The 21,034-nt window shown below is 41.3% G+C and carries 15 protein-coding genes and 1 tRNA gene; 4 read left to right on the forward strand and 12 right to left on the reverse strand.

Features of this window, described 5'->3' with window-relative positions; translation table 11 throughout:
• Positions 1-9: 9 nt before the first annotated feature.
• The 3 genes from HMAT_RS01685 to HMAT_RS01695 all read right to left on the reverse strand — a co-directional run bounded on the left by HMAT_RS01685 (position 10) and on the right by HMAT_RS01695 (position 6,473).
• Positions 10-1,599: a RagB/SusD family nutrient uptake outer membrane protein gene (locus HMAT_RS01685; RefSeq protein ID WP_233789083.1), complete on the reverse strand. Its 1,590-nt coding sequence runs from the start codon at positions 1,597-1,599 to the stop codon at positions 10-12.
• 85 nt (positions 1,600-1,684) lie between these two features.
• Positions 1,685-5,116, reverse strand: a complete 3,432-nt coding sequence (locus HMAT_RS01690) for a TonB-dependent receptor (RefSeq protein ID WP_104381085.1) — start codon at positions 5,114-5,116, stop codon at positions 1,685-1,687.
• A gap of 184 nt (positions 5,117-5,300) precedes the next feature.
• On the reverse strand, positions 5,301-6,473 hold the full coding sequence (locus HMAT_RS01695) for a FecR family protein (RefSeq protein ID WP_104381086.1): 1,173 nt from the start codon (positions 6,471-6,473) through the stop codon (positions 5,301-5,303).
• Positions 6,474-6,722: 249 nt separating this feature from the next.
• Here HMAT_RS01695 and HMAT_RS01700 point away from each other — a divergent pair, with 249 nt between their 5' ends.
• On the forward strand, positions 6,723-7,139 hold the full coding sequence (locus HMAT_RS01700) for a hypothetical protein (RefSeq protein ID WP_158655554.1): 417 nt from the start codon (positions 6,723-6,725) through the stop codon (positions 7,137-7,139).
• Between the two features lie 53 nt (positions 7,140-7,192).
• On the opposite strand, the gene HMAT_RS01705 is transcribed toward HMAT_RS01700, so the two are convergent.
• Both HMAT_RS01705 and HMAT_RS01710 read right to left on the reverse strand, forming a co-directional pair.
• Positions 7,193-8,056, reverse strand: coding sequence for a DMT family transporter (locus tag HMAT_RS01705; protein ID WP_104381088.1), 864 nt, complete (start codon positions 8,054-8,056; stop codon positions 7,193-7,195).
• A gap of 177 nt (positions 8,057-8,233) precedes the next feature.
• Positions 8,234-8,806, reverse strand: coding sequence for a Crp/Fnr family transcriptional regulator (locus tag HMAT_RS01710; RefSeq protein ID WP_104381089.1), 573 nt, complete (start codon positions 8,804-8,806; stop codon positions 8,234-8,236).
• Between the two features lie 461 nt (positions 8,807-9,267).
• On the opposite strand from HMAT_RS01710, the gene HMAT_RS01715 reads away from it, so the two are divergent.
• Together HMAT_RS01715 and HMAT_RS01720 are read left to right on the forward strand one after the other, a co-directional pair.
• Positions 9,268-10,350: a sensor histidine kinase gene (locus HMAT_RS01715; protein ID WP_104381090.1), complete on the forward strand. Its 1,083-nt coding sequence runs from the start codon at positions 9,268-9,270 to the stop codon at positions 10,348-10,350.
• Between the two features lie 7 nt (positions 10,351-10,357).
• Positions 10,358-11,080, forward strand: coding sequence for a LytTR family DNA-binding domain-containing protein (locus tag HMAT_RS01720; protein ID WP_104381091.1), 723 nt, complete (start codon positions 10,358-10,360; stop codon positions 11,078-11,080).
• An 84-nt stretch (positions 11,081-11,164) separates the two neighbouring features.
• Here HMAT_RS01720 and HMAT_RS01725 read toward each other — a convergent pair whose 3' ends face one another.
• The 7 genes from HMAT_RS01725 to HMAT_RS01755 all read right to left on the reverse strand — a co-directional run bounded on the left by HMAT_RS01725 (position 11,165) and on the right by HMAT_RS01755 (position 19,754).
• On the reverse strand, positions 11,165-11,950 hold the full coding sequence (locus tag HMAT_RS01725; RefSeq protein WP_104381092.1) for a DUF4249 domain-containing protein: 786 nt from the start codon (positions 11,948-11,950) through the stop codon (positions 11,165-11,167).
• A gap of 122 nt (positions 11,951-12,072) precedes the next feature.
• On the reverse strand, positions 12,073-14,400 hold the full coding sequence (locus HMAT_RS01730) for a TonB-dependent receptor (protein ID WP_104381093.1): 2,328 nt from the start codon (positions 14,398-14,400) through the stop codon (positions 12,073-12,075).
• Between the two features lie 153 nt (positions 14,401-14,553).
• Entirely contained in the window at positions 14,554-15,348 is a 795-nt protein-coding gene (locus HMAT_RS01735; RefSeq protein WP_104381094.1) for a hypothetical protein, read from the reverse strand.
• A gap of 486 nt (positions 15,349-15,834) precedes the next feature.
• Positions 15,835-15,907, reverse strand: a tRNA-Lys gene (locus HMAT_RS01740).
• 138 nt (positions 15,908-16,045) lie between these two features.
• Positions 16,046-16,324 carry a lipopolysaccharide assembly protein LapA domain-containing protein gene (locus HMAT_RS01745; RefSeq protein ID WP_104381095.1) on the reverse strand — a complete coding sequence of 93 codons (279 nt, stop codon included), beginning with the start codon at positions 16,322-16,324 and terminating at the stop codon, positions 16,046-16,048.
• 83 nt (positions 16,325-16,407) lie between these two features.
• Positions 16,408-19,236 carry a heavy metal translocating P-type ATPase gene (locus HMAT_RS01750; protein ID WP_104381096.1) on the reverse strand — a complete coding sequence of 943 codons (2,829 nt, stop codon included), beginning with the start codon at positions 19,234-19,236 and terminating at the stop codon, positions 16,408-16,410.
• Between the two features lie 284 nt (positions 19,237-19,520).
• Entirely contained in the window at positions 19,521-19,754 is a 234-nt protein-coding gene (locus HMAT_RS01755) for a hypothetical protein (protein ID WP_104381097.1), read from the reverse strand.
• A 267-nt stretch (positions 19,755-20,021) separates the two neighbouring features.
• On the opposite strand from HMAT_RS01755, the gene fbp reads away from it, so the two are divergent.
• A complete protein-coding gene (gene fbp, locus HMAT_RS01760) occupies positions 20,022-21,029 on the forward strand; it encodes a class 1 fructose-bisphosphatase (RefSeq protein ID WP_104381098.1) in 1,008 nt (335 codons plus the stop codon).
• Positions 21,030-21,034 lie beyond the last annotated feature (5 nt).

Here is a 21,034-nt window from a genome sequence, read left to right on the forward strand (position 1 = left end):
CCCAATATACTATTTTAAATTTGGATTGATATCAATTTCACTTTGCGGAATCGGCCAATGGTTGTCCTGACTGGCTCGAAAGGATTTTTTTGTTACAAACCAGCGGCTATAGCTGTCTCTGGTTCCGCCGGTCTTTACGCGGATATTTTTGGCATCGGGAAATGGTGCGCCATAGAAATCTCCATTTAAGACATCTTTTGCGGTGTCCCAGCGCAGGAGGTCCCAATAACGAATGCCTTCCAAGGCCAACTCCACACGTCTTTCATTCCGTAAAGCGGAGCGCACTGCAGCAACACTTGAAACATTGATTGGCGGCATATTAACACTGCTGCGTCGCCTTACGGCGTTGATGGTTTTATCCAGCAGTTCCGCTGTGAGGGGATCCCCATTTTCAAGTTTGGCCTCCAGGTAGCTCAATAGGACTTCAGCATATCGGATAATGGGGAGGTCAGTTCCGGAGTTCTGTAAGTTGCCGCTAAAATTTTCATCGTTAAATTTACGGAGGCCATATCCCGTGCGTGTCGCTTGCTTAGTTGTTGTGAGCTGATCAATGGACAAGGTTGAATCTGGATGTGAGATATAACGAAGGTTCTTGAAACGGTCTCCATTGCTGATGACAGTAAAGCCTAATCTAGGATCCCGATTTTGAGTGATGTTCTGCGCATTATATCGGGGATCCGTATAGGAAAACGGTGTACCATCTGTGAAGGAATAGCTCTCTACCAAGCTCCCTAATGGACAGTACAGATGCCAACCGCCGGCAACTGCCGGAAAGTTATGTTGGAACATACCATTTCCGGCCAGATCTACAAGGTATTGTGTGGCAAAAATAATTTCCTTGCTGGACTCATTGCTGCCGTTAAAAAGGCTTGCATAGTTGGGGTCAATACTATTTTCGTTGGCATTGATGATATTCTCATAGGTCTTAATCGCTGCGGCATAAGATTTTTCGGCCAATTGTAAACGCCCCAAAAATGCATAAGCGGCCTGTTTTGTAGCGCGTCCTCGTTCTGCTGCGGTTAATTTACCGTAGCTTGGAAGATCATTTGCAGCTTCTAGCAGTTCACGTTCGACAAAGGCAACCAAATCCTGTTTTTTATTTTTCGAGATATGATTGGCTTCGTCAGGTGTCAATGTTTTGGTCACCAAGGGGGCATCTCCCCAATACTGCGATAGGTAGAAGTACTGACAGGCACGAATAAAACGTGCTTCAGCCTTAAAACGGGCTAGCATTTCAGCTGAAACAGGTGTCTTGTCCACATTTTCCAAGAAGAAATTCGCACGGGCGATCCGTTTGTAGGAGAGTCCCCAATAGTCAGACAAAATGCCAATGTTACTGGTAAGTGTGCCGTCTGATAATTTATTGAAGGCGGAATTATCCCCACGACGGTCATAGGCGTTGTCAGAGGCAAACTCCATGTAAAGTAGACCATGGTAAGACCACCAGTCTGTGGGGCTGAATTCGGCAAGACTATTCATCTGGATCTCGCCTTTGTAGAGACCTGTGATTGCAAGCCGTGCATTGGTTTCACTGCTCCAAAATGTATCATTGGCGAATTTGTCCAGCGGGTTTGTATCCAATTGTTTTTTGCAGCTCATGGTTAGACTGGAAGCAAATAGTATACAAAGAGCCAATTTTATATTTTTATAGGTTATACGTTTCATATTGTGGTTATGAATTGATTTAAAAACTAAGATTTACACCAAACGTGAAATTGCGCATAATCGGGTAGTATGCGCCGCTTGAATTGATTTCCGGATCCCAGCCCTTTCTATAATTGCTGCTTGTGAATATATTCTCGGCATTGGCGTAGACGCGCAAGCCTGATAATTTCCATTTGGCAAGAAGGCTTTTGGGAATGGCATAACCCATTTGGATATTTTTTAAACGGATATAGCTTGCATCCAACAACCAATAGTCGGATAATTGTGTATTGGGGCTTCCGGTACTCGGTAATTGCTCGAGTCGTGGATACACTGCATTTCGGTCTGGATTTGCAGTAGTCCATCGACCATCGGCTTGCCAACGTTGGATATTACCATTTTGGTTTAGTGCAAATCCGGCATAGTTATTTAGCAAGCCCTGCACGCCACTGACACCCTGGAGTAGGAGACCTAAATCAAACCCTTTATAATTAAATCCAAGGTTCATTCCATAAGTATATTTGGGGATGCGGGATCCAATAAACGTTCGGTCATAAGTAGCATCCACCTTACCATCTGGAACCCCATCAGGTCCGCTGATATCCTTATAACGGATATCGCCCGGTTGAGCCTGTGGATTTACACTTTTTTGATCAGCCCAGGATGCCACATCAGCCGCATCAACAAATAAGCCGTCGGTCTGGTAACCATAATAAGCCTGTATCGGATAACCGATAAACAAATCGGATCCATTGCCAACCATACCATTGGATTGGTTGATATTGCCAATCCCCAAATCGACCACTTTATTCCTGACCGTGGAGAAGTTCAGATTGACGTTGTAGGAGAGCTCATTGATCTTATGTTGATGACCTAACGTAAATTCCCAGCCTGTATTTCTAAGTTTACCTGAATTTTGTATACCTACTTCAAAGCCTAATACCTTTGATACACTTGAACTTGGACTGACCAAAATATCGTAAGTATAACGATTGTAGTAGGTGCTGCTAAAGGTCAATAAATTTTTAAACAATGCAATTTCTAAACCGGCATCAGTGGTTCGGGTTGATTCCCAGCGTAAGTTGGGATCGACAATGGTCACACGGGCTACCCCGGGCGAGATACTATTTCCGAAGGGATAATTGTAACCTGTATTTAAGATGTTTTGGTAGGGATAATTTGAAACAATTCTTGAGGTAAGATTCTCCACAATATTTTGATTACCTAAAACACCAAAAGAGCCTTTTAATTTCAACTCAGTGATCCAGTCAAATTTATCTTTTATAAAAGATTCTTCACTAATGAGCCAACCGGCAGCAAGTGAAGGGAAAACAGCATATCTCTTGCTGGTTGGAAATCGGGATGAGCCATCGTACCGAATCACTCCTTCCAGTAGATATTTTTTTGCGTAATTGTACTGAATACGGCCAAAGAGGGATTCCAAACCCCATTCGGATGCTGTGCCCGAATTAGTTTGTCCATCAGGTGAACCAATATTTAGTTCGGTAAGCGCATTGCTCGGAAAGTTTTGACGAAAAGCGGTAAGTCCTTCACTATAACCTTTTTCAAAGGAATAACCGGCCAGGATTTTAAAGGTATGGTCATTGAATGATTTGGTATAATCGGCCAATGCCTGAAAGGTCTTGTATGTTGTATAAGGGGCGCTTTGATTCAGTGTGGAAGGGGCAAGTGTAATGGAGCTGTTGATGCGCTGTGCCGCACGGAATAATTTGGATCGACCATTTGTCTGCGTATAACCACCGATCGCGGAGAGTGTCAGATCAGAAATTGGATTCCAGTCGAAGCGTGCATTTCCGGAGATATCGGACACTTTTTCTTTGTAAAATGATTCGCTTTCGAGAAAAGAAACGGGAGTTCCCTTTAGGTTATTTCCAGCTCCCCAGTCGCCATTGCTCATACGGATCGGAAAAGTCGCGGGATAGCGGATGACTTGGGATATGATATCGGTCATTCGCGAAAAATCAAGCGTCGCCGGTGCTGCGGGCTCGTCGGTGTTGGTCTGTATCGCCGATACCCTTGTCGTTAACTTAAGTTTATCGTTCAGATTTGAAATCAGGTTAAGCCGGACGTTGTACTTGTCAAAATTGTTTTTGATGACAATACCTTTCTGGTTGAGGTAGCCGGCAGATAGGGTATACTGTATCTTTTCGGTTGTATTGGAAATATTCAGGTTATGTCCAGTCTGGCTTGCCTGCGATTTAAAGGTGCTACCGATATAATCGCTATTGGGGTAATTGTCCGGGTCGGATCCGTCCTTAAATTTCTGAATTTGTTCTTCTGTATACCCGCCACCACCAGTTGTGGTTTCATTGAGCAGGCTTGCATATTCCCAGGAGTTGACAAATTCAGGGAAAGCTGTTGGTTTTTGAATACCAAAATAGCCGTTATAATTAACCGCGAGTTTTCCGGCTGCTGAACCAGTTTTCGTAGTGACGAGAATGACACCATTGGCCGCTCTGGCACCATATATTGCTGCCGATGAAGCATCTTTTAAGACAGAGATGGAGGCAACATCATTGGGGTCAATATCATTGAAAGAACTGGTCGGAATACCATCAACCAAGATAAATGCATCGGTTGTTGCGCCAAAGGAGCCTACACCCCTGATCTGTATGTTATTGTTGGCTGCGCCGGGTTGTCCTGAGCGTTGGATAACCGTTACGCCCGGCATCTGCCCGGTTAGTGCCTGCGCCAGCTGGGGAACGGTACGTTTTGCAAGCTGTTTGCCGTCAATCTGAGAAACTGAACCGATCAGCTCTTTCTTTTTGGTTGCTCCATAACCAACGATCACCACCTCTTCTAAAGCATCAATCTGCTGGCTGAGGGCAATGTCAAGATAGACCTGCGTAGTTAAGGCGATTTCTTGTGGCTGGAATCCGATCATTTTAACGACAAGTGAGGCATTATGATCATTGACATCAATCTGGAAATTTCCACTGACACCTGTTGTGGTGGCCTTGTTTGTTCCTTTGATAGTGATTGTCGCTCCGGAGATTGCACGCCCCTGACTGTCATGGACATTTCCCTTAACTGTTCTCGTCTGTAACATAAACGCATAGTTTGTTGGACTAATGACAGCGGAGCTGTTTGTTTTCGCTGCCGTGACGACCAGCATATTGTCTTTGAAACTCCAGCTAATTGGTTTGTCCTTTAACAATACTGACATTGCTTTTTCCAAAGGCATATCTTTTACATGCCCTTCGATTTTTATTTCGACAAGTTCTTTACCATTTAACAGAAAGGGAACACCACTCTGCTTTTGGATAGTTCGCAGAACTTGTATAAGCGATGTTTTGTTTGCATCTATGGTAATCGATTGTGCATATCCAGCTGCTGAGAGTTTGACAACACATGCAAGCGTAAAAAAGGCGCTAAGCTTCATTTTGGTCTTCCATTGTTTAGGGATGTCCATAGCGATAGGTTTTCTATGGACAAGAAATTTAAAATTCATAAATTTGTTGAATTAGGGATATAATCTGTTTGTACGCTGATTGGGTGAATCGGTCAAAAATGGAGTCACTAATAGATTGGCCGATTAATGTTGGAAGCATTATTCGGCTTTTTTAGTGATGCTGTTCCGTTTGGTTAAGTTGGCTTTTTCATCTGTATAATTTAGTTTATTTTTGTATAGCTAGTTAATTGAATATCAGAAGTTTATTGGTGTCATTTTCTTGGATCAATTCAAACTGAATATTACTTCTTTTTAAAATTTCCAATACGGCGGATAAGCTTTTTGTCCGCTGAATTTCACCGTATAAATAGGTCTCTTTGATGGTGTTTTTGTAAATAATCTGTAGATCATACCATTGGCCGATTGCCTGTAGCGCGGTATGGAGGTCTGTTTCATTGAAATAGAATTTATTGTCAATCCAGGCCGTGTAATTGTGTGGGTCTACGCTTTTCTGTGAAAGTCGTCCTTCGGAGAGGGTGGCCTGTTGATTTGGTTTGAGCTGCATTTGCTGTCCATTGGCTAATAAATTGATAGAACCTTCGACGAGTGTCGTACTACTTTTTTGTTTTGAATAGGTGTTGACATTAAATTCGGTACCTGTTACTTCAATCAATTGACCATTGGATTTTACACGGAAAGGGACTTTTTTATTTTTGGCGACTTTAAAGTAAGCTTCGCCGTCTACTTCAACAAGGCGTTGGTATTGAGTGAATTGTAGTGGATATTTGAATGATGTCTTTGCATTAAGAGTAACCTGCGATCCATCTGCCAGGGTAATTTGGAGCATGCTGCCGGCTGGAGTATTGATTGTGGCAATCAAATCTACATTTGGAACAGTCGATTGAATCAGACTACCGTCGGCATATTTCAAACCATCAGATGTGACCAATACACCTTTTCCGTTGTCCAGTTGGATTACTTTTCCGTTGGAGAGTCGTATTTCAGCATGGTTATTTGGTAGCTCGATATCGTGTAAGACGACTCTACTGGCATTGGGCGCTGAAGGTTTCCAAACAAATTGATAGATCAAACCAGCAAGAACAAAACAGCATAAGGCTGCGGCATAAGCCATAATTCGCCTGACCCTATGGATGCGAATGGTGCGCTCTTGTGCATGAATCGTTGCTAGAGTTTTTGTTTTGAGACGTTCATTCCAGTCTGTTGCATCCGATTCCTGGATGAGAATCCATTGTTTCAAATCCACCATCAGTTCCTCTTTTTGCAATAGATCATCAAGATAAATGCGATGTGCTGGAGATTCCGCTAACCAGGAGGTCAAAGCATCTTTTTCGACAGCCGATAAATCGCCGTGCATGCATTTTACAATCAGTTGCTTGATATCCTCCGTTAGTCTCATGGTTTATTATTTTAGATAGATACGTAGCAGGAATAGGAAATCTTAGTAAAAAAATAAAAATATTTAAAGTGACATTTTTAGTCAGAACAAATATTGTGTGCAAATGGTTAAATATCAGATTGGTAAGTTCGGATATTTTTTTCTCGTTTCCGATTTTTGGATTAATTCGCACTTTTAGGAAAAGTTTATTTTTTGTACAAACTTCTTGTTCTAAAGGACAGTGACACAAAAGCAAACGTAAAAATGGTTATGAAAAAACAGTTAGCTTATATCTTTTTAAGAATAACGGTATTCAGTGTCCTGACGACCTTTATCTTGACGGCGATACTTCAGGCTAATAATGAAGCCCTCAGGCGAGCGCGTTGTTACATGCCTTTGTTTACGGAATTGCTGTTATCCTCTTTTGTTTTATGCATCTGCCTGCTTACTTTGGGCATCTTTTTAAATAATAATTCGCGCTTTAGGAGCAGTCGCCTTTATGTATTCTTATCCTTTACGTTGTTGCCTTTTGGGGTGGTCATGCTGTTTACTTTTCTATTTATCATGGAAGAGGACAGGCCAAGTTTATTTGGGCTCTTGCATCTATTGGCCACATTTGTGCCGGTCTGCAGTTTGATTTTATGGGAGTATTATAAATTTAATACATCATTGCGCAGCGGAAACTGAAAAAGATACTCCATGTATTGATCTTGGATTACAACATGGAGCATCTTTTGCAATTATTTTCGGAGATTGATGACGGTGACCGCAAGTAGGATAAGCACGATGCCGGTCCACTGAATTCCCGAGACGGTCTCGTGCAGTAATAAGACTGCGGAGATGGTAGATATGGGAATCTCCAGGCTGGAAATGATATTTCCCAAAGCGATACCGGTCTTGGGAATACCACGGGTAAAAAATAGAGGGGGAAGAACTGTGCCAAACAAAGCAATGACCAGTCCCCAAGGTAGGGCTTTCAGCGTCATCTGCTGAACAATATGTACATTCCAGAACGCAATGATCAGGAGAAGCCCTCCGAATACCAAAAAAAGACTTCGGACAGGACTTGGTAGCTCATTGGCGATATTGCTGGATGAAAAAATCGCAATGGCATAACTAATGCCAGCCCCGAAGCCGAGTAAGAGGCCTCTTGTGTCCAATGCCTTTGTTTCCGAGAAGATATCGGTTGAAAGGGCGGTCCCCAATAAGACGGTGATAACACCAATCATTTTTGCTCTTGAAGGCATTTTTTTTCTGATCAGCGCTTCAACTATTAAGCTGATCCAAATGGATTGCATGAGTAGGATAATTCCCACAGATACAGGGATATATTGTATGGCAAGGTAATATAGTGTTGACGTCAATCCGAGGGACATTCCCCAGGCAGTTAGTTTTAATTTCGCGGTCAGGCTTGCCCCTTGTTGTATTTTTGATTTTGAAAAATAATTGAATCCCAGCAAAAACAGGAAACCTATCAAGAATTGCAAAAAGGTCAATACGCTGGTATGAATCCCCAGCTTATTGGCATATTTGACCAGCGTGGCGAGCAGACCGTAACTGCAGGCTCCTGCGGCGACGTAAAGAATAGATTTATAGTCCTTCATGGCCAAAATAATTTTTTGGCACTGTATACTTTTCGGAGGATGTTGTGTTGGGCACTAACGGAGAAGCAGAGTGCCAATAAAAGAAAGGTGATTCCTGTTTTCATTGCTTAAGAATTTATTGTATTCTGCAAAATTCTCAAGGATATTTTTTAAAAACATATACAAATGTTGATGGAATTATTGTTTTAATTCTTTACGGATACGGCTTAACTGGGTAGGGGTAACACCAAGGTATGAAGCAATATGGTGTTGTTTGAGACGTTTAAAGAGAGACTGATTGCGGTAGAGCTCAAGATAACGTTCTTTAGCAGATTCCCATTTCAGGTTGATTTCAAGCGGCTCTTTTTTTACGACCCAGTTTTTTTCGAGGTAGGCAATTTGGAAGAGTGCTAGGTCATGGTATTGTACCACCAGTTCACGGAAAAGCCTTGCTGAATATTGCATCAGCAGGACGTCTTCGAGGGCTACAATATTAAAATTACTTGGTTTTTCTTCAATAATTGCTGCTGTAGATGCACAAAAGCTGTTTTCTTCAAAAAATAGTTTGTAAATAATATTACCTGCTGTGTCTGACTTATAATAGCCTAATAGTCCGGAGTTTACGAAGTAATAATATTTTGCATAATCGCCAGCGCGTAAGATCAACTCATTTTTCTTAAAGCTTTTAGGTTGGCAGATTTTTTTCAACGCCGCCATCGTCTGCTCGCTGAGCGGGAAGTATCTGTTCATTTCGGATAGCAGCTTTTCCATCTTTATTTTCTCTGAATGTCGTCCATGTTGACTGGTTGATCTCCATCTATAATGGCTAAAGTTAACAAAATAAATGCTGTACCGCCGCACGATCACCGGGGAGTGAAAATTTTGACCTGTGCAGTCAGGGTATGGAATGATGTGGAGGAGGCGAGGCCTAAATCAAGTATCACCGAAAAACGTATTTTGAAATGTTGGGAGTTATGGCTATTTTTAAACCTCGCATGCAGTCGTAGCCTTGCCTTACCAGTTGCTCCTTTTTGTGTGTTATGAAGTGTTTTTCTAGAGCATATAAGCGATAGATTAACAATTTTTTATTGTGGGTTATCGGTATGAAGACTTTATGTTGCTTTGGCTAAAAGAAAATAAGGTTAGTTTAAAAAAAAGCTTATGGGAGATGATATTCGTTTAGGTGGACGACGGATCGTATGGAATAAATATCTTTTTGAGGGATCGTTAAGATGAAAAATTCACAGGTAATTATCGGTTACGAGAACAGTCTTTTTATAGATTTTGTTGTGGATAAGAAATATCGTTGGATTCGACATTGTTTATTGATCCTGGCGATTGTTGGCATTCATTTTTTGCCCAGCAAAAAAGCGGAAGCAGATCCCACAAGCAGCCTGTGGCGTCTTTTCGAAACTTTGCTTTCCATTACAATTTTGCTGAGCCTTTTTTACATTAATCATTATATTCTAATTCCTGTCTTTGTGCTAAGAAGTCGATTTTTGGCTTACGCTGGTAGTCTTCTCGTCGCTTATACACTTATTTTTTTAGCGTTGATGTATTTGGAGCGACAGGAACTGCGGTTTATCCAAAAACCTGATCGGTCTTATCTGGACTGGGAAGATTATTTAATCATCGTTATTTTATTGACGGTTTTTATCGCAGCGGTCAGTAGTATGAAGCTGTTTAAGGTATGGATTGTCAACTTAATTCGCTTCAAGGAGTTTGAGAACAATACACTGACCATTCAGTTGGAGCAGCTTAAAAGCCAGATTAATCCCCATTTTTTATTTAATACGCTCAATAATATCAATTTCCTGATTGATGAGAATCCAAAATTGGCTTCCAGCGTATTGCTTAAGCTGAGTGACGTGCTCAGAAACCAACTTTATCTATCAAAGGGCGATTCAATCGAACTTGGAAAAGAAATTGCTGTTTTAAAAAATATCCTTTTTATGGAGGATATTCGTAGGGATAAATTTGTAGTCGACTTTAGCATTGAGGAACAGATGGAGCAACTGCAGGTACCACCTTTTTTGTTTATTCCTTTTGTTGAAAATGTGGTCAAACATGGCGCGCATCAGGCGATGGAAGGCGGGCAGCATGTGCAGATAGGTTTTTCGATTAGGGATAAATACATTTGTTTCAGCTGTGTTAACCCTAAGAAAAGAAAGATACAGGCCGCGGCTTATGGTGGTCTCGGCTTGAGTAATATCCAAAAGCGGCTAGAAATTCTATATCCGGCTAAATATAATCTGGAGATTGAAGATTTCGGGGACAGATATAAGGTGTTTTTAAGTATTCCAATAGGAGCGTAATAAGATTATGGACAAATTAAGTATTAAATACATTGTGATTGAAGACGAACCTTTAGCAAGGCGAGGACTGGTAAAATTACTGAAAGGCTACGATTTTTTGGAATGTCTAGGGATGTATGGCAATACCGAGGACGCCCGTATGGTGATGGAGGAGCAACAACTTGATTTGATCTTTTTGGATATTAATCTGCCGGAAGAAAGCGGTTGGGATTTTGCCCAATTTATTCCGGCCCATATCCAGATTATATTCACAACGGCATATCCTAATTATGCATTGGAAAGCTATGAGCTAAATGCGTTGGATTATCTCTTAAAACCTATTGCTGAGGATCGGTTAAAGAAAGCATTGGATAAAGCGGCAAGCCATTTTCAACACAAGGTGCCGGAAAAAAGTCCTGCTGTACCCAATGATCATATCTTTGTCAAAGCCGACCGCAAGCTTTTCCGTTTGGAGCTCAATGAAATCCAATATATTGAGGCCATGAAGGATTATGTAATGATCCACACAAAAGATAAAAAACTGATGGTGGCGATGAACATTAAGACCATATTCAACCAGCTGCCCAATGCAGATTTTGTGCGGATCAATAAATCCTTCGTGGTCAATCTCAATAAAGTAGAGAGTGTGGACAATCATTGGGTGACGATTGCAGGCTTTGAGATGCCATTAGGTGCTAGTTTTAAAGAAGACCTGTTGGAACGTATAAAAAAGCAGACGATCAATAGGTAAAAAGCATGCAAAGGAATAATTTCGCTGTTTCACAGTAAGGAGGCCCCCTATAAGGACTACAGCCTTACTGTGAATTAGACCGAATTAATCAACTTGAACACTTTTGGTAGAAAAGGTATGCGCACTAAAATAGCCAAGTGCCACAGGGCTGATGTTTGTAGGCGGATTACTTGGTGTCACGCCAGAATTAGCGGATTGCTGCATCAGGCTATACCAGTAGTTGTATACTGTTTTATCAACACAGAGCATTTCCACACGGATACGATCCCCCGGAAACATGTCTACATCATCCGGTCGCAATGTTAGACTGATTTCATTACCATTGTTAAAATCGTCATTTACGGCATAAATATCCTTCAATTGCTTATCATTTAGAAAAACAACAAATCTGTATTGATTGATTTGATCTGCCGGATCTTTGTAAAATACTTTAATATTACGCTTCTCCTTATCACCGAATTTTGGATTTTCGACCGAGACGGAATCCAATGTAACGATTTGTGGCATTTGCGAAGTAGCCTGATATTTTTCCTGATCGATACGTACCTCCATGGTATATGTTTCTCCGGGGATTCCTGCAAATTGCTGTGCTTTATATGTTCCGGATTCTGTTTCCACAAATGTATATTCCTGTTGTTTCTGATTCCTGACGATGACAGTTGCACCGGTCACTGCGGGATAGTTGTTGCCGCCGGAGAAGGCAGCATTGCGGCTCAGTTTTATTTCTTGCTGTGATGCCGTGTTATTGATGGCCCCTTCAATAACCAATCGACCTACTTCGTCGTTGACATGGATATCAATGACTTTCTCACAAGACGATATTAGGAATGTAAGAAAAAATATACTGACGATAACAATGGTATGTTTCATATGTAATAAATATTTTATGAGCTTGCTATGCTCGGTTTGTGTTTAGGAGAATTACTCTGTTTATTTTTATCAGTGTCTTTGTTTGCTGAATAAGGGTATTTCATACGTTGTAGCAATACGGATTAAAATTTAAAATTCCAGGTAAAAGAGGGGATAGGGATGCCAAAAATGCTTGTTTGCACTGCTTCCGTCGCATTAGCGACTGTTTTACTATCTCTAAATGCGATTCTGTAAGGATCCTTATGTGCGTAAACATTGTAAATACCAAAGGTCCAGCTTGATTGATAATGTTTCCCCGGTTTTCCATCGAAGGTAGCCGCGATATCCAAACGATGTGAAGCGGGCATACGATATGCGTTGCGTTCCGAATAAGAGAAGGTGGTGCTGCCGCCAATAGTATATTTTCCTGTTGGATACGTAACGGCGCGACCGGTGCCATAGACAAAATTACTGGAGAAAGTCCACTGTTCATTGAGCTTATAGATCCCGACAAGGGAAACATCATGTGTACGGTCTTGCGTTGCTGGGAAATATTTTCCGGCGTTGATTTCATCAAATTTACGTTCGGTTTTTGACCAGGTATAGCCTACCCAACCGTTGAATCGGCCATATTTTTTCTTCAAGAATAGTTCTACACCATAGGCTCGGCCTACACCATACACAAGCTGGGATTCCACGTCTTGATTGACGAGCAATTGCGCCGCATCTTTGTAATCAATCTGGTTTTGTAGGTTTTTGTAATAGATCTCTGCGGAAAACTCATAGACATTATCCTTGAAATTTCGGAAATAACCCGTGGAAATCTGATCGGCAATTTCAGGTTTGATATTCTTGCTGCTCATGACATAGAGATCCGTCGGACTGGAGCTTGTGGAGTTTGTCAGGAGATGAATATTTTGTGTATTCCTGTTATAGGAAGCCTTGATGGATTGTTGCTCATTCAGAAGATAACTTAAGCTAAAACGCGGTTCCAGATTGAGATAATGCTGTACGAGCTCCCCCGATTTATACCGTTGAGAAGCGATGATGTTGCCTGGGGCGTCATAACTGCTAAATGTACCCGGCCCAATCAGTAGCATCGAGCTCAAACGGAGACCATATGCCATATTTAACTTGCCATTTACCTTCCAGTCATCACTGGCATAGGCTGCCATTTCATAACCAAAGCGATGTTCTACATGCTTATTGTTGAAACTGGAACTCGCTGTTGTCGTAATATCTCCTGGGGCAATATCATGTCGGGTTGCATGTAAACCAAATTTCAGGCTATGATCTGCGCTTGCATAATATTGAAAATCCTGTTTGAAATTGATGTCAGCAATCTTTGAGGTGGCTTTAAATCCATCGTTACGGTCTAGGCCTTCGATAACATAGTTAAAATTACTATAGACGAGTGAGGTATTTGAAAATAGCTTGTTGTTGAAGATATGGTTGAACCGAAGTGTTCCGGTCGCATTGCCCCAATTGGTCCCGAAAATATCCTGTAGTCCCAAGACATCTTTACCGAAATACCCGGAGAGATAAATCGCATTCTTGTCGTTAAATCTATAGTTGGCTTTGGCATTAATATCATAAAAGTATAGCGTGCTTTTATTGATTGTGGTATCTGAAGAAGCTTTCATAAAAAGATCCATGTAGGTGCGACGGGCAGATAACATAAATGAGCCTTTACCTTTCACCAGCGGACCTTCAACTTTAATGCGGGAGGCAATTAACCCGATGCCGCCCTGAACCGTAGTTTTTTTGTTATTACCTTCATTCATTTTGACATCGAGTACCGAAGATAGTCTGCCGCCATATTCAGCAGGCATGCCACCCTTATAGATGCTGACATCCTTGATGGCATCTGAATTAAATGTAGAGAAAAAACCGAGTAGGTGAGTGGCATTATAGACAGTTGCTTCATCCAGTAAAATTAAATTTTGGTCGGCACCGCCCCCACGGACGTAAAAACCTGTATTTCCTTCTCCAGAAGTTTTAATTCCGGGCATTAATGTGATGCTTTTTAGAATATCGCGTTCCCCCAATACGACGGGAAGCTGATTGATCTGGTTCATATTTAGTTTTTCAACGCCCATTTGCGGGGAGGAAACATTCTTATTTGTACGTCTGTCGGATGAAATCACCACCTCGTCCAATAAGGTTTGCGACCGCAAGGTAAGATTGAGGGCCTGATCCCTATTTAATTCAATTGTGTCAATGCGGGTATTGTATCCGACATAAGAACTGGAAAGTATATATCTACCCTCTGGAGCGGCGATTGAATAGAAACCATAAGAGTTGCTTGAGCTTCCAGACTGTGGGAGCTCACGAAGTTTGACCGTAGCGCCGATCAGTGTTTCTCCAGTTGATGTATCTGTGATTGTACCTGATAATGTATAGCGCTTTTGTGCGAGGGCAGTGCTGCCTAGTGAAATGGAAAGTAAGAAAAAAGGTAATGATCTGAGCATATTGTGAATTTTTTACGAAAATAGCGGTTCATAAACCGTAAAAAAATTCTTTTATAGCAACATGGCCAGATATTATAGCAACCTATTGTTTTGACGTTTTTTAATGCATTTTCTAAAAATTCTGTGTCTGATTCAACTTTGAAAAGTATAAATCTAATGGATTTCTATTTGAGCAGAATACAGTACATATTCGGTTCCGTTGAGTCCTACATAGATGTATTTATTGAGATCCCCACGATAAGCAACTAACAAGGGGTATTGATGTACGCGTAAGGGATTATTGTAGTATTCTTCAATAGAGGCATAGCGTGCTTTGATCGTGATTTCGCCTGTTTCCTTATTTTTTATTCCCTGGAGTAGTGTTTGCTCATTGGAAAAATAAGTATACGGTATTTCAGTGAATTTAGGGTAATAAATTAATCGGATTCCTTCGTCGATAAGTGCCTTATTTTTTTCTTTAAAATCGGTGATGGACTGATCATCGGGGAACGCGAGTTGACCCGTTTGATTATTTTTTATTTGTTGAAATAGGGTTGTATCGTCCACCTTATTTATCGTATGTGCTGTGGAATTTTTAAAAAGCTGAATGAGTGTTTCTCCAGTTTTAAAATCTGCTGCATCATACTTATAAACCCGTTCACCCTTTTTGTTGATGCGGTAACGCTCACCAAGGTGTTGAACCCAAGCATATTCAGCTGATCCATATTTTATAATCTCGGGTTTGGTGACATGGAAGATCTGGAAATTAAAATCTTCTTCAAATAGTTCTGCCCTTTCGTAAATAGGAGATAGTTTTATGTCAAGAAGACTATCACAGTAACCATATAGACTATCGTTTACCAACACTGGGATTAATTCGGGGTAGGATAAGCCTTTGGTTACGGGACTCGTCTGCGCATAAGTAAAGGTACTTAGCAGTGAAAAAAGAAATATGAAAATGGGACGCATCTGGTTGTGTTTTTTCTAATATATCAAAAATACGGCAATATTGATCGATATAATATCCATGAAATCAGGGGTTTTTAGTCAGTGCTGAAGCAGGGGAAAAGCACACTTGAAGCACACATACTGTATTGATCAAGTATTGACTAAGTATTACTTTAGTATTTTATACACAGTACAATGAGCATGCTTTTATTGTTTTCAATACCTAATAAATGTATATTGCTGATGTCGTTAGTATATTCTGCTATATACCGGTAACAATAAACAAAGGCTATGGAATGTTGTTCGTTGCCAATACGGAAATGGAAGGGCTAATAAAAACCTGATAGTAGGTTTCGAAAAAATATGGGGCATTATAGGGCAATATGCGAGGAAATTGCAATCGGATAAATAACTGAATCTGCAGCCGCTATCTGGTGGCCGACCCTTAGCTCGAATTCTAATCCTGTTAAACAAAAAAAAGCTAATCTTGCGATTAGCTTTTCTAAGTGATCCCGCTGGGATTCGAACCCAGGACCCATACATTAAAAGTGTATTGCTCTACCAGCTGAGCTACGGAATCGTACTTCTTTTTGAACTACCGTTCCTTGTTTGAAGTGATGCAAAGATAGGGTTAATCTTTATTCTACGCAACTATTTCTGCGATAAAAATGGCTTTAATGTGTTTAAACCTTCATTTTTAGTAGTTTATTTTTTATTGCTAGGACAGGAAATCGCGATCTTCATCGGATAATTTGGATTTTGGCTCTTCATTATTCTCTTCCGATTGGTCAAATATTGCTGTGCTTTCCTGTCGTTGTTTCTTTTTACCGCCCCTTAGTAAAAAAGCAAAAATAGTACCCATCACAAAAAAAGCCAGCAGAAGTTTCCATAATGCTATCTTGCCCTCCACAAAGAAATCAATATTGACAGTTTGTGAATTTTTGACGCAAACCAGCGTTACGATGACCGACAAAAGTATTAAGAGTATGTTGCGCATAATGATGATAAATATATGTCATTAGGAATAGCGAATATAGTTAATTATCTATTTTCGTTGCTATCAAACGCCTTTCTTTTTGTTTACTTCTTATCTACTTCTATTGTTGCACGGTTTAAGCGTAGTGAGTTTAAAATCACGGATACGGAACTAAAGCTCATTGCAGCAGCAGCTATCATTGGTGATAATAGGATGCCAAAGCTCGGATAAAGAAGCCCCGCAGCCAAGGGAATGCCCAAAATATTATAGATAAAGGCAAAGCCTAAATTCTCTTTAATATTTCGGAGTAGTTTCTTGCTCAATATTTTGGCTTTGGCGATTCCTATTAGGTCGCCCTGAAGCAAGGTCAGCGATGCACTTTCAATTGCTACATCTGTTCCTGTTCCCATGGCGATACCGATATCGGCTTGTGCAAGGGCAGGGGCATCGTTGATACCATCACCAGCCATCGCAACAACATGTCCTTGTTCCTGTAAACGATGTATTTCCTGCAATTTATCTTTCGGTAATGCATTTGCTTTGAAATGCCTGATCCCGACTTGCTCCGCGACGGATTTTGCCGTATGTGCATTGTCACCTGTAAGCATAATGACATCGACATGATGCTGAAGCAGGTAGTGTATGGCCTGTTTGGAAGAGGCCTTGATCTGATCGGAGATACTAAAGTAGCCAAGTAAATCATTTCCTTTTGATAGATAGGAAACGGTTTTGCCATGAGATTGGGCTGATTCGACTGCCTTGCGTATCTCGTCCGGAATGGTCACCTGCATGGATTCCATCAACAGCTGATTGCCGAGAGCAATCAACTGGCCATGTATATCTCCCTTGACACCTTGTCCAGAAATGTTTTCAAAGTTAGCAACTTGTTGCTCTATTTTAGCGCCTTCCATTTTGGCCTTTTCAATAATAGCCTGTCCGAGTGGATGGGTACTGTTGCTGTTGAGGGAGGCGGCCAAAGATAATATTTCGTTGATATTGCTGATAGGGATGGGTTGAACGTCATCAACGGTGGGTTTGCCTTCCGTTATTGTTCCCGTTTTATCCGTTAATACAACATCGACCCTGTTCATTTTTTCCAAGGCACTCGCATCTTTGATCAATATACCATTTTTGGCTCCCTTGCCGACACCGACCATAACGGACATCGGTGTTGCCAGACCAAGGGCACAAGGACAGGCAACAATAAGAACAGCCAATGCATTGGCAAACCCATAAGCTAGTGACGGCGCAGGTCCCCAGATCCACCAGACAAAGAATGTCAACAAAGCGATCACAATTACGATCGGAACAAATATTTCAGATACCTTATCCGTAAGACGTTGGATTGGCGCTTTACTTCGGCTAGCGTCATTGACCATCTGAATGATCTGGGCCAATAGGGTGTCCGATCCAATACGTTCCGCTTTCATCAGAAAACTCCGTTCCCCATTGATTGTACCAGCGCTGACCTTGTCACCTTCCTGTTTTTCGACAGGTAGGGGTTCACCCGTTAGCATAGATTCATCAATATTTGTGCTGCCGCTGGAAATCTGACCATCGACAGGAATCTTATCTCCGGGTTTTACTTTCAGGGTGTCACCGATCTTAATTTGATCGACTCCAATTTTTACGTCAACCCCATTTTCGACTCGAGTGGCGTCAGAGGGATTGAGCTTAATGAGTTCTTTGATTGCTGAATTTGTTTTGGAATGGGCTTTAGCTTCCATCACCTGACCTAGGAGAACTAATGTTAGGATGACAGTAACGGACTCAAAATATAATGCAATATGGCCGTGGTGATTTTTTAGGTCGGCCGGAAAAACCTGGGGGAAAAACAGACCGACAAGGCTATATACAAACCCTGCACCCGCGCCAAGGGCGATCAGGCTGAACATATTTAAACGCCGGGTTGTGAAAGAAACCCACCCACGCTGAAAAAATGACCAACAGGTGTAGAAGGTAACAGGCAGGGAAAGAGCTAATTGTATCCAGCCCGACCAGTCTGGTGAAATGATTTTGCCGATGGGATTGCCGGGAAGCATTTCTCCCATAGAGAGAATAAATATTGGAACGGTAAATAAAATAGACAGCCACAATTTCATGCGGAGATCTTTATATGTTATGTCGTCATCATCGTCATTCCCGCCCGCAATCGGGACAAGATCCATACCGCAGATGGGGCAATTTCCGGGCTGATCCCGGACAATTTCAGGATGCATCGGACAGGTATATTGTGTTGTTTTGTTTAATTCAGGAACTTTCTCCAGGTTCATCCCGCAAATAGGACAGTTTCCTGGTTGATCATAAAGTTTGTCGCCTTCACAGTGCATCGGACAATAGTATTTTCCTGCCGAACCTACTTTTTGCCTTTTGGATATTGCAGTGGCAGCATGCTCGCTGTGCTCATGTTTATGCCCGTCATGATCGTGCCCATGTTTTACGGATTCATCTTGGTGATGATTGCGATCCTGTGCTATGGATGGATACTGCTGTTCATGTTCCATCTTTTTGTTTGCAGCAGATGGAGCCAAATGACTTGATTGATTTCCATGACTGTGCTGTTCTTTGCTTTGTGCCCGTTCGACAGGTACGAGGTACATGCCGCAAACCGGACAACGTCCCGGTTGATCATATGTTTTCTCCCCTTCGCAGTGCATTGGACAATAATACCTGCCTGAAGGGGACAGCTTTGATGATTCAGTCTCGTGTAAGGAAGGTGTTGGCTGATCCGGCTCGGTGATTTGGTAGTTACCTAATTTGGAGAGGGTTTCCCGGAGTTGGTCGACCGGTATTTCTTTCTCAGATTCTATCGTCAATAATGGCGGATTTAGTGAAACTTCAGCCTGAACATCGGGAAGCTGATTAATTGCATTTTCAATAGTGGTTCTACACCCATCACAGGACATTCCTGAAAGTTTATATTGGTATCGCATAGCATTATATTGTTCAATAAATTTAAGGGTTATCGTATGGCGAATGTTATACTTTTACACTGTTTTTTTGTAATATTTCAATCTGGCGTGTCCGTCGTGCTAATAAGGAAATCAGTGTATTGGGTAAATAATTGCCGCGATGTGCCACATAATATGAACAAATAGAAGGAGCGATTTGTTTCCCATGAATTATCCCTGTTGTAAGCACAATGTGGGATATATTTGACCAGTTAAATTGATGCCCTGAAGAGCGAATATGACGTACTTTTTAGTGAAGTAGTCTTTCAGGAAAGCAGCATGGCTTCGGGATGTTTAATTAAGCGCTGGATTGTTAATTGGTTGTCGAGCAACGCCTCATAAAAAGGAGTGGGAACCATTATTTTAAAAGTCTTACGTGCTGTTTTAACGAAAAAAAGCGCCCCATGAATGACCTGCTTATCATCAATGATTAAGGTATGTTGCGTCACAGGCTGACTACCTAGCTTTTCTTTTTCAACGAGCTGTATGAGTTGTTGCATTGTATCAATATATTTTGCCAAAATTACCAAATACTTATCATTTTTTGTTTTTTTTTATTTCTCGAAATTTAGAAGATATCTACTTCTTCTAGCGCTTTGTTATCTTTTTGTAGTTGATAATCGTTTTAGCAAAAGAAAGTTTTCAAAGATTTGCGCAATCGATTGCGCATTTTGTCTGCTAAAATTTAGCGGCCACGGGGGCTGGTCTTGCTAAAATCTGTTTTACTTTTTTAGCTTTGTGCAACAAATATCCAATAAAACACTATTATGAGTGGTATAACAACATTAGGTCAATTTATTATTGAAAAACAAGCCGATTTTCCTTACGCAAAAGGTGAGCTGTCCAGGCTTTTACGTGATATCGGGATTGCGGCAAAGATTGTCAACAGAGAAGTTAATAAGGCAGGATTGGTCGACATTTTAGGAGATGCCGGGCAAACCAATATTCAGGGGGAAGGACAGAAGAAACTGGATGTATATGCTGATGAGCAATTTATTAAAGCGCTTCAAAGTGGTGGGGAATGTTGCGTTGTGGCTTCGGAGGAACATGAAAATCCAGTGTACATGCAATCTGGAGTTTCTAAAAATGCGAAGTACATTGTTTGTATAGATCCATTGGATGGCTCGAGTAATATTGACGTCAATGTTTCCGTAGGTACGATTTTTTCCATTTATCGTCGGCTTTCCGATACTGGCGTGTCCTGCAATAGTAACGATATCCTGCAACACGGTACCAAGCAAGTAGCCGCAGGTTATGTCATTTATGGAAGCTCAACCATGTTGGTATATACCACAGGCAAAGGTGTGAATGGTTTTACCTTAGACCCTTCCATAGGGGAATTCTGCCTGTCTCACCCCGATATGAAGATTCCAGAGGCGGGGCATATTTATTCGATCAATGAGGGAAATTACTCTAAATTTCCCAATGGTGTCAAGCAATATATCAAATACTGTCAAATGGAAGACGTGGCTACCCAGCGTCCTTATGCGTCGCGTTATATTGGATCTATGGTTGCTGACATTCATCGCAATCTATTGAAAGGGGGTATCTTTCTTTACCCGACGACTTCAGCACACCCGAATGGAAAATTACGATTGATGTACGAATGTAACCCAATAGCGTTTATTGTAGAACAAGCAGGAGGGAAGGCGACGAATGGTTATCAACGTATTTTGGATATTGAACCCAAGACCCTGCACCAACGGACAGCTGCATTTTTGGGGAACACAGCAATGGTGGAACTCCTTGAAGACTTCCTCCAAAAATACCAGTAATTCAT

The organism is Sphingobacterium sp. HMA12 (assembly GCF_002933815.1).
Classification (GTDB): Bacteria; Bacteroidota; Bacteroidia; order Sphingobacteriales; family Sphingobacteriaceae; genus Sphingobacterium.